The sequence below is a fragment of the Pyxidicoccus fallax genome (assembly GCF_012933655.1).
Classification (GTDB): Bacteria; Myxococcota; Myxococcia; order Myxococcales; family Myxococcaceae; genus Myxococcus; species Myxococcus fallax.
This window is the reverse complement of record NZ_JABBJJ010000457.1, coordinates 1-8,309: the sequence shown is the minus strand read 5'-3', so window position 1 is coordinate 8,309 and position 8,309 is coordinate 1. Positions and strand designations below refer to the sequence as shown.

Sequence of the window (8,309 nt, the reverse complement as noted above, 5' to 3'; positions counted from 1 at the left end):
CCCCGGTGCCCCCGCGCTGGAGGCCGCCACCGCCATCCTCGAGGCCGGTGCTCCCTACGCGTACTCGCAGAAGATCCACCTCCAGGACGCCACCGGCATCTCCCCCGCGGACGCCCCACGCCTCATGCAGGAGATGCGCGAGCGCGCCACCCGGGGCGAGCGCGTGGTCGTCGTCATCGACTCGCTGCTCACCCGCCCCGCCAGCCTGCCCCTGGCGCTCGGCGCCGACGGCGTCCTGCTGTGCGTGACGCTCGGCGAGACGAACTTCGCGGACGCCCGGAAGACCATCGACTACATCGGCCACGAGCGCTTCGTGGGCAGCGTCACCTTCCCCCGGCAGCAGAAGAAGGACCGGGGCAAGCAGGACAAGAAGAAGAAGCCATGAGCACCGCGCCCACACCCCGCCTCAGCGTCGTCATCGCCACCTACAACCGGCTGCCCCTCATCACGCGCCTCTTGTGGCAGTTCGCCGGCCAGACGCTTCCGCCCGAGCAGTTCGAGGTGGTGGTCGTCGACGACGGCTCGAAGGAGCCCGTGCGCGAGCCGCTGCTCGCCCAGAAGCTGCCGTACACCCTGCGCGTGGAGGTGCAGCAGAACGCCGGCGCCGCCGCCGCGCGCCACCGCGGTGTCATCGCCGCCCGGGGCGACATCGTCCTCGTCACCGACGACGACATGCAGGTGGCCCCGGACTTCCTGGAGCGCCACCTGGCGCACCACCCGCCCGGCTCGCGCCACGTGGTGCTCGGCCGCATCCGCCCGGACCCGTCCATCGGCGACATGCCCCTGTTCGAGCGCTGGTACGCGTACCTCAACAACCGCATGGCCGAGGAGCTGTCCGTCCCCGGCGCCCGCGCGCGCGGCAACCACCTGTACACGGGCAACGTGTCCTTCCACCGCGCCGACTACGTGGGCGTGGGCGGCTTCGACAAGTCGCTGGGCCAGTCCGAGGACGTGGAGCTGGGCCTGCGCCTGGAGAAGTCCGGCTGCACCTTCGTCTTCTCGCGTGACGCGTACGTGCTGCACGGCAGCGACCACGTGTCCTTCGAGCGCTGGCTGAAGCGCGCCCACCGCTACGGCATGTTCGACACGCAGGTGGCGCGCAAGCACCCCGAGGTGCGCGGCGTGAATCCCTGGCGCCTGCTCTTCGAGACCAACCCGCTCACCCGCCCGCTGCTGGCCGCCACCGTCGTCGCGCCGGAGGCCACGCGCCTCCTGACGAACACGGTGATGAACGTGGCGAAGACGGCGGACAAACTGGGCCTGGAGAAGGCCGCGTTCGCGGGCACCTCCGTGGCGTACGGCATGGAGTACCTGCGCGGCGCGCGCAACGAGGCCGGTGGCTGGACGGGCGTGGCCCGCGAGGTCGCCCGCTATCTGCAGGGGCGGAAGGAGTAGGTGGACACCATGACCCGGAGGACCTCGATGATTGGCTCGCTCGTCACGGACGCGCTGGAATTGGCGAAGGCGGCCAATGGCACGAAGGACGCGAAGTCCATCGCCAAGGTGGTGCTCACCAGCGACTCGTACCGCATCACCGCGCTCAACCGCGCGCGCGAGGCGGCGCTCGCGTACCGGATTCCGCTCGTCAACCACGTGCTGCGCGTGGCGCAGACGGCGGTGATGGGCATCGAGATTGGCAAGGACGTCACGCTCGGCAAGGGCGTGTACTTCGTGCACAGCCTGGGCGTGGTCATCGGCGGCGACGCGAAGATTGGCGACCGCGTGCGCTTCTACGGAAACAACACCGTGGGCACCGCCAAGGACAACGGCTACCCCGTCATCGAGGATGACGTGTGGATTGGCGCCGGGGCGCGCATCCTCGGGCCGGTGCGCATCGGCGCGCGCTCGCGCATCGGTGCGAATGCCGTGGTGCTGCAGGACGTCCCTCCGGACAGCGTGGCCGTGGGCATTCCCGCCCGCATCTTCCCGCGCAAGGACAAGGACGACGTCGTCCTCTGAAGTCACAGGCGGTATGTCGCGCGGGCCCACTGGGGGAGAGAGAAGCACATGGAGGACGGAGTGAAGCGAGCACGGAGGAAGGCGGGCGCGGCCGTGCTGTCGTGCGCCCTGCTCGCGGGCGGGACGGTGGCGGTGGCGCGGGCAACGGGCGCGGGCACGGGTGGCTCCGGCGACGCGGGGCAGGACGCCGCGGCGGCGCAGAAGGCTCCCGCGCAGACGACGCCGGTGATGCTCTACGACGGCGGCCTGAGCGCCGAATGGAAGGACATCGGCTGGGCGCCTCGCGAGCTGCCGAAGGGCGCTCCGGCGCGCATGCGCCTGTTCAACCACGGCGGGTGGATTCTCTACCGGCCGAAGCTGGAGGGCTCCTTCGGGGCGCTGTCGTTCCGCTTCAGCGCGCCGGACTCCTTCGGCGAGTTCCTGGAAGCCCGCCTGGACGCGCAGGGGGCCATCGCCTTCCCGCGCATCGCGATTACCCCCGAGCTCAAGGTCCGCAAGGACGGTGAGTGGACGGAGGTCGTCATCCCCATGGAGCTGCTCAACCCGCGCGGCGAGGCGTTCGACCGCGTGGTGCTGCGCGCCTCCAAGGGCGTGGGCCGCGACTGGGTGCTCTTCGACAAGGTGGCGCTGGTGGCGCTGCCGCCCGAGCTGGCCGCGGCGAGGGCCGCGGGCGGCGGACGCTCCAGCAAGGGCAGCGGCCGCGAGGCGAGCATGGTCATCGACTGCACCGCGCCCGGCCACCGCATCAGCCCGCTCATCTACGGCATCGCCCTGGACGGCAACCGCGACAAGCTGGACACGCACCAGTACCGCCTGGGCGCCACCACGCGCCGGTGGGGCGGCAACCCCGCGTCCCGCTACAACTGGAAGCTGGGCGGCACGTGGAACAGCGCCAACGACTGGTACTACAGGAACGTCGACATCGGCGTCAGCTACGAGGACTTCCTCGAGTCCAACCGGAAGCACGGCATGCAGTCCGCGCTCACGCTGCCCATGCTGGGCTGGGTGGCCAAGGACAAGACGTCCGCCGGCTTCCCGGTGTCGCAGTTCGGCGCGCAGCAGTCGGAAGACAACGGCGCGGGCAACGGCAAGTCGCGCGACGGCACGCTGCTGAAGCCCGGCTCGCCCACGCTCACCAGCGTGGAGGCCCCGCCCGAGTTCATCGCCGAGTGGGTGAAGACGATTCGCGAGAAGGACAAGGCTCGCGGCTCGCGCAGCGTCCAGATGTACATCCTGGACAACGAGCCCATGCTCTGGAACTCCACGCACCGCGACGTGCACCCGGAGCCGCTCACCTACGACGCGCTGCTCAAGCGCACGATTGACTACGGCACGGCGGTGCGGAAGGCGGACCCCGAGGCCGTCATCGCCGGCCCGGCCGAGTGGGGCTGGACGAACTACTACTGGTCCGCCGCGGATGTGGCGAAGGGCCGGCTGCAGCACGCGGACCGGCGCGCGCACGACAACCTGCCGCTCATCGTGTGGTACCTGCGCCAGCTGCGCGAGCACGAGAAGAAGACGGGCGTGCGCATCCTCGACGTGGTGGACCTGCACTTCTACCCGCAGAGCGACGTGGGCGTGGGCACCGAAGGCGCCACGGACCCGGAGACGAACGCGCGCCGCATCCGCTCCGTGCGCGGGCTGTGGGACCCGACCTACAAGGACGAGTCCTGGATTGACGAGCCCGTGCGGCTGATTCCGCGCATGAAGGAGTGGATCGCCGAGAACTACCCGGGCCGGGCCATCTCCATCGGCGAGTACAACTTCGGGGCCTTCCGGCACATGAGCGGCGGCCTCGCGCAGGCCGAGGCGCTGGGCCGCTTCGCGCAGGAGAACATCCTTTCCGCGTTCTTCTGGCAGTACCCCACCGACGGCTCGCCGGCGTACTGGGCGTTCCGCGCGTACCGGGACTTCGACGGCAAGGGTGGGCGCTTCCAGGACAACTGGGTGCCGGCGAAGGCGCCCGAGGGCACCAGCCTCTTCGCGTCGCGGGATGACTCGGGGAAGAAGCTGGTGGCCATTGCCCTCAACCTGGACCCGGACCAGGCCGCGCAGGCGCAAGTCGAGCTGAAAGGCTGCGGGACGCTCGACAGCGTGCGCGTGCTGGGCTACGCGGGCGCGCCTGGGGGGTTCACCGAGCAGACTCCCGGCTCGAAGGGCGCCGGCTCCGTGAGCCAGCGCCTTCCGCCCTATTCCATGACCGTGTTCGAACTGACGGTGAAGAAGCCATGAGCGCTGCCACTCCCTCGACGTCCACCTTCTCCACGGGCCGGCCGCGGCTGCGCATCGGCCAGCTCACCATCGACCAGCTCACGTTCGACGATGCGGTCCAGCAGATCGGGCGGCTGGTGGACCAGCGTGAGGGCGGCTACGTGTTCACCGCCAACGTGGACCACGTGGTGCTGGCCGAGGACAACGTGCCGTTCCGCGACGCGTACTCGCGCGCCACGATTTCGGTGGTGGATGGGATGCCCATCGTGTGGGCGTCCAAGGCGATGGACGTGCCGCTGCCGGAGCGCATCGCCGGGTCGGACCTCATCCTGCCGCTGATGAAGATGGGCGCCGAGCGCAAGTGGCGCGTGTACCTGCTGGGGGCGGGCCCGGGCGTGGCGGAGAAGGTGGCCGGCATCGTCCGCGAGAAGTACGGCGTGGAGGTGGTGGGCTGGGACTCGCCGATGGTGCGCACGGACGCCGGGGACGCGCAGAACGACCCGATTGTCGCGAAGATTCGCGAGAAGGACCCGCACCTGCTCTTCGTGGCGCTGGGCAGCCCGAAGCAGGAGGTGTGGATTTCGCAGGTGGCGGGCAAGCTGGGGCCCACGGTGGCCATCGGCATTGGCGCGGGGTTCGACTTCATCGCCGGCACCGCGAAGCGCGCGCCGCAGTGGATTTCCCGCGCGGGCTTCGAGTGGCTGTACCGCCTGGCGAACGAGCCGAAGCGCCTGTGGCGGCGGTACATCCTGAATGACTCGCGCTTCGCCACGATTCTGCTGCGGGAGTTCTGGCAGCGGACGGGCGGGAAGCCGGAGTAGGCACGGCCGCGACAGACCGCCGAGAACCGCACGCCTGTGACCTTCACGCATTCGCGGAGGAGCGGTCCATGAGTTCCTCGCGCAAGCGCACGTCGGGACCGAAGAGGCCGTCCTCTTCGGCGCGAGCAGCACGTCACTCAGTCGCGAAGAGGCGCGCTGCCGAGACTGCATCTCTGGAACCGGTTGCTGGGACCGACACGCTCGTCCACGACATCGGGCGGATGATCGAAACAGCGCGGCACCAGGTCGCGCAGGTCGCCCAGAACGCATTGGCGGCGCTGTACTGGCAGATTGGCACACGCATCCGGCAGGACATCCTGAAGGAACGACGCGCTGACTACGGCACGGCGCTTGTCTCCGCACTGGGAAGGCACCTGGAACGTCGGTTCGGGCGTGGCTTCTCCGAGAAGTCACTGCGCCACATGCTGCGCTTCGCCGAAGCCTTCCCCAACCCCGAAATTGTCTCCGCGCTGCGGAGACAATTGTCGTGGACGCACTTCAAGCAACTCATCTACCTGGATGACGAACTGAAGCGCGACTTCTATGCGGAGATGTGCCGCATCGAAGGCTGGAGCACTCGAACGTTGCAGCAGAAGATCGACAGCATGCTCTACGAGCGCACCGCGCTCTCGAAGAAGCCCGACCAGCTCATCCGGAAGGAACTCACCTCCCTTCGACAAAGTGACCAGCTCACACCCGACCTCGTGTTCCAGGACCCCTATCTGCTCGACTTCCTGGGCCTGCGGGACACGTTCAGTGAGAAGGACCTTGAGGCCGCGCTGCTGCGGGACATCGAGCGGTTCCTCCTCGAGCTCGGCGCGGGCTTCGCCTTCGTGGAACGGCAGAAACGCATCACACTCGACGGCGATGACTACTACATCGACCTCTTGTTCTTTCACCGGCGCCTGCGCCGGCTGGTAGTCATCGAACTCAAGATTGGTGACTTCAAGCCATCCGACTCCGGACAGGTGGAGCTCTACCTACGTTGGCTCGACCGCCACGAGCGACAGCCTGGAGAAGAACCACCTGTTGCCATCATCCTGTGCGCGGGAAAGAAGCGCGAAACCGTCGAATACCTCAACCTGGATCGAAGCGGGATTCACGTGGCCGAGTATCTGACCGAGCTCCCTCCACGCGAGGTCCTTCGCGAGCGCTTCCATCAAGCCCTTGCGCTGGCACGCAGCCGCTTCGAGCATCGCGCCTCGACACGTTGAATCCCCTGCCAACCGCTGAAGCAAGCTGCCCTGGCCTGTGTCCGCGCAGGCGCCACACGGGGTCGCCTCCCAGGTAGGCAAGGAGGTCATCAGCGTCGCCAAGCCCTTGCGCACCGGATCCGGCAGCGGGCGGAGAAACCAAAGTAGTCCTCTCCCGCGCCTACAGACGCTCACGCGGACATGGTGGCCAGCGGACGCTTGGCGTCCCTGTGCCTTGCCAATGTGAGAACCGGCCCTCCGGGACTGCTACGCTGGAAATGCCAGGGTTCCCGGGAAAGCCATGTCGATGCACCGTCACAGGCAGGGGAAGAGCAGATGAGGGGCGCAGCCGGTCATCATGAGGATCCGCTGCTGTCGATGCAAGTTGGCGAGTTCGTCATCCAGGAGCGCATCGGCGCGGGGGGCATGGGCGTCGTCTACCGTGCCAGCCATCCCCTCATCGGGAAGCAGGTCGCCATCAAGGTCCTGAGGCCGGAGCTCGTCTCGGAACAGCAAGTGGAGCGGCTGCTCATCGAGGCACGCGCGGTCAATGCCATCCAGCATCCGGGCATCATCGACATCTTCGGCTTCGGCAAGCTCCCAGATGGGCGCCCCTACATCACCATGGAACTCCTCCAGGGAGCGACCCTTGGAGACCTCATCCGCCAGCAGAAGCGGCTGGATGTCGGGACGACGGTGTGGATTCTCGACCAGATGCTCGCCGCGCTCGGAGCCGCGCATCGGGCCGGCGTGGTCCACCGGGACCTGAAGCCCGGCAACGTGTTCCTCGCGGGCGTGGCGGAAGGCACCCACTCCATCAAGCTGGTCGACTTCGGCATCGCCAAGATTCTGGAGTCCCATGACGGTCCGACCACCGTCGATGGCGCCATCCTCGGGACACCGGAGTACATGTCCCCGGAGCAGATCCGCGGCAAGCCCGCGGGCCCGGCGGCGGACCTCTACGCGGTGGGCATCATCGCCTTCCAGATGCTGACCGGAGCACGCCCTTTCAACGGCGAGCCCCTGCAAATCCTCTTCGCCCATGTCGAGCAGCCTCCACCGCGGCCCTCGTCGCGGGCGCTGGAGATTCCTCCAGAGCTGGACACGCTGATCCTCCATCTGCTCGCGAAGGACCCCGCCCGGCGTCCCGAGTCCGCGGAGGCCGTGCGCCATGCCCTGAAGCGAATCCCTGTCTCCCAGGCAGCACTCACGCAGCCCATGGAGCGGGGACCCGAAACTACGCTCACCCTCCCGAGCTCCTCGGAGAGCACGACCCGGACGACCCGGTCCCTGGAGGTATCGGTATCCCGGTCGCCTCAGGCTTCCAGTCATTGGCGACGAAGAGCGATTGGGGCAGCGTTACTCGTGGTCTCGAGCGGCGGGGCTCTGGCTCTCTGGCTCACGAAAGCTCCGAGCCCTACCCCAGAGCCGATATCCGCCGTACTGGTAGCGAACGCGCCCACTCCCGAAAAGACGAACGCCGAGAAGCCATCACCTGCTGTGAGGGGAGGCCGTCCCGCGGTCACCCAGGAGTCTTCCATCCAGAACACCCCACCCATGCCCCAGGCTCCTGTCTTGAAGTCCCAAGGACAGGGCCAGGCCCCGGACAGCAGCGGGCAACACCCATCCGCGAGTGTGCAGGCCCAAGCGACGCAGGGAGGTTCCAAGCCGCCTGGAAGTGCCCCGCTCTCCAGCACGGCTGTGGTTCCAACAAAGCACGTGAGCGACGCACCCGCACAATCCCAGGAGCGTCGAGTCGCGCAGCGGTTGCATCAGTCCCCTGGTAAAGCTTCCCGCGTTCCTGATGCGCCCAAGAAAGCATCTACTCCTGTTGCTACTTCCCTCGACAAGGCACTCCAACAAAGAGTCCTCAGGGATATCGCCGATGCCGAGCAATGGCTGCGCGCCAAGGTGGGCGATATTGCGAACGGCTCACCGGTCCTGCAGGACCTCCTGGACCTCCGAAGCCGGGCCCAGACCGCTGGCTCGAACCAGGAGCTAAACCGCCTCGGCGAGTCCGCTAAACATGGAGTCCAGCATGCTCGAAGAAGGAGCGGAGGACATCGGGACGATGCTGGAGGGCGCGGAATTCCCTTCTTGCCAAGCGCATGAGGTCCGAAATGGC

The 8,309-nt window shown here is 67.8% G+C and carries 7 protein-coding genes; all 7 read left to right on the top strand.

The features are described from left to right. The coding region (locus HG543_RS48720) for a hypothetical protein (protein WP_169351815.1) at window positions 1-385 on the top strand (385 nt) is incomplete at its 5' end. Beyond that, window positions 382-1,395, top strand: coding sequence for an exopolysaccharide biosynthesis glycosyltransferase EpsD (epsD, locus tag HG543_RS48715; RefSeq protein WP_169351814.1), 1,014 nt, complete (start codon window positions 382-384; stop codon window positions 1,393-1,395). The genes HG543_RS48720 and epsD, both read left to right, overlap by 4 nt. Before the next feature lie 9 nt (window positions 1,396-1,404). After that, window positions 1,405-1,959, top strand: a complete 555-nt coding sequence (epsC, locus tag HG543_RS48710) for a serine O-acetyltransferase EpsC (protein WP_169351813.1) — start codon at window positions 1,405-1,407, stop codon at window positions 1,957-1,959. A 60-nt stretch (window positions 1,960-2,019) separates the two neighbouring features. Then, window positions 2,020-4,191 (top strand): GH44 family glycoside hydrolase EpsB, encoded by a 2,172-nt coding sequence (gene epsB / locus HG543_RS48705; protein WP_343073632.1) that lies wholly within the window; start codon window positions 2,020-2,022, stop codon window positions 4,189-4,191. Continuing rightward, window positions 4,188-4,991 (top strand): exopolysaccharide biosynthesis glycosyltransferase EpsA, encoded by an 804-nt coding sequence (epsA, locus tag HG543_RS48700; RefSeq protein ID WP_169351811.1) that lies wholly within the window; start codon window positions 4,188-4,190, stop codon window positions 4,989-4,991. The genes epsB and epsA overlap by 4 nt, the downstream gene beginning before the upstream one ends. Before the next feature lie 68 nt (window positions 4,992-5,059). Further along, the gene (locus tag HG543_RS48695) at window positions 5,060-6,205 is read left to right on the top strand and encodes a PDDEXK nuclease domain-containing protein (RefSeq protein ID WP_169351810.1); all 1,146 of its coding nucleotides are present in this window, start codon (window positions 5,060-5,062) and stop codon (window positions 6,203-6,205) included. Between the two features lie 315 nt (window positions 6,206-6,520). Continuing rightward, entirely contained in the window at window positions 6,521-8,296 is a 1,776-nt protein-coding gene (locus tag HG543_RS48690) for a serine/threonine-protein kinase (RefSeq protein ID WP_169351809.1), read from the top strand. The last annotated feature ends 13 nt before the right edge of the window (window positions 8,297-8,309 follow it).

What these genes read in the sequence shown, in the direction of transcription:
- epsD (WP_169351814.1), top strand. Translation starts at nt 382, where the DNA reads ATGAGCACCGCGCCCACACCCCGCCTCAGCGTCGTCATCGCCACCTAC.
- epsC (WP_169351813.1), top strand. Translation starts at nt 1,405, where the DNA reads ATGACCCGGAGGACCTCGATGATTGGCTCGCTCGTCACGGACGCGCTG.
- epsA (WP_169351811.1), top strand. Translation starts at nt 4,188, where the DNA reads ATGAGCGCTGCCACTCCCTCGACGTCCACCTTCTCCACGGGCCGGCCG.
- HG543_RS48695 (WP_169351810.1), top strand. Translation starts at nt 5,060, where the DNA reads ATGAGTTCCTCGCGCAAGCGCACGTCGGGACCGAAGAGGCCGTCCTCT.
- HG543_RS48690 (WP_169351809.1), top strand. Translation starts at nt 6,521, where the DNA reads ATGAGGGGCGCAGCCGGTCATCATGAGGATCCGCTGCTGTCGATGCAA.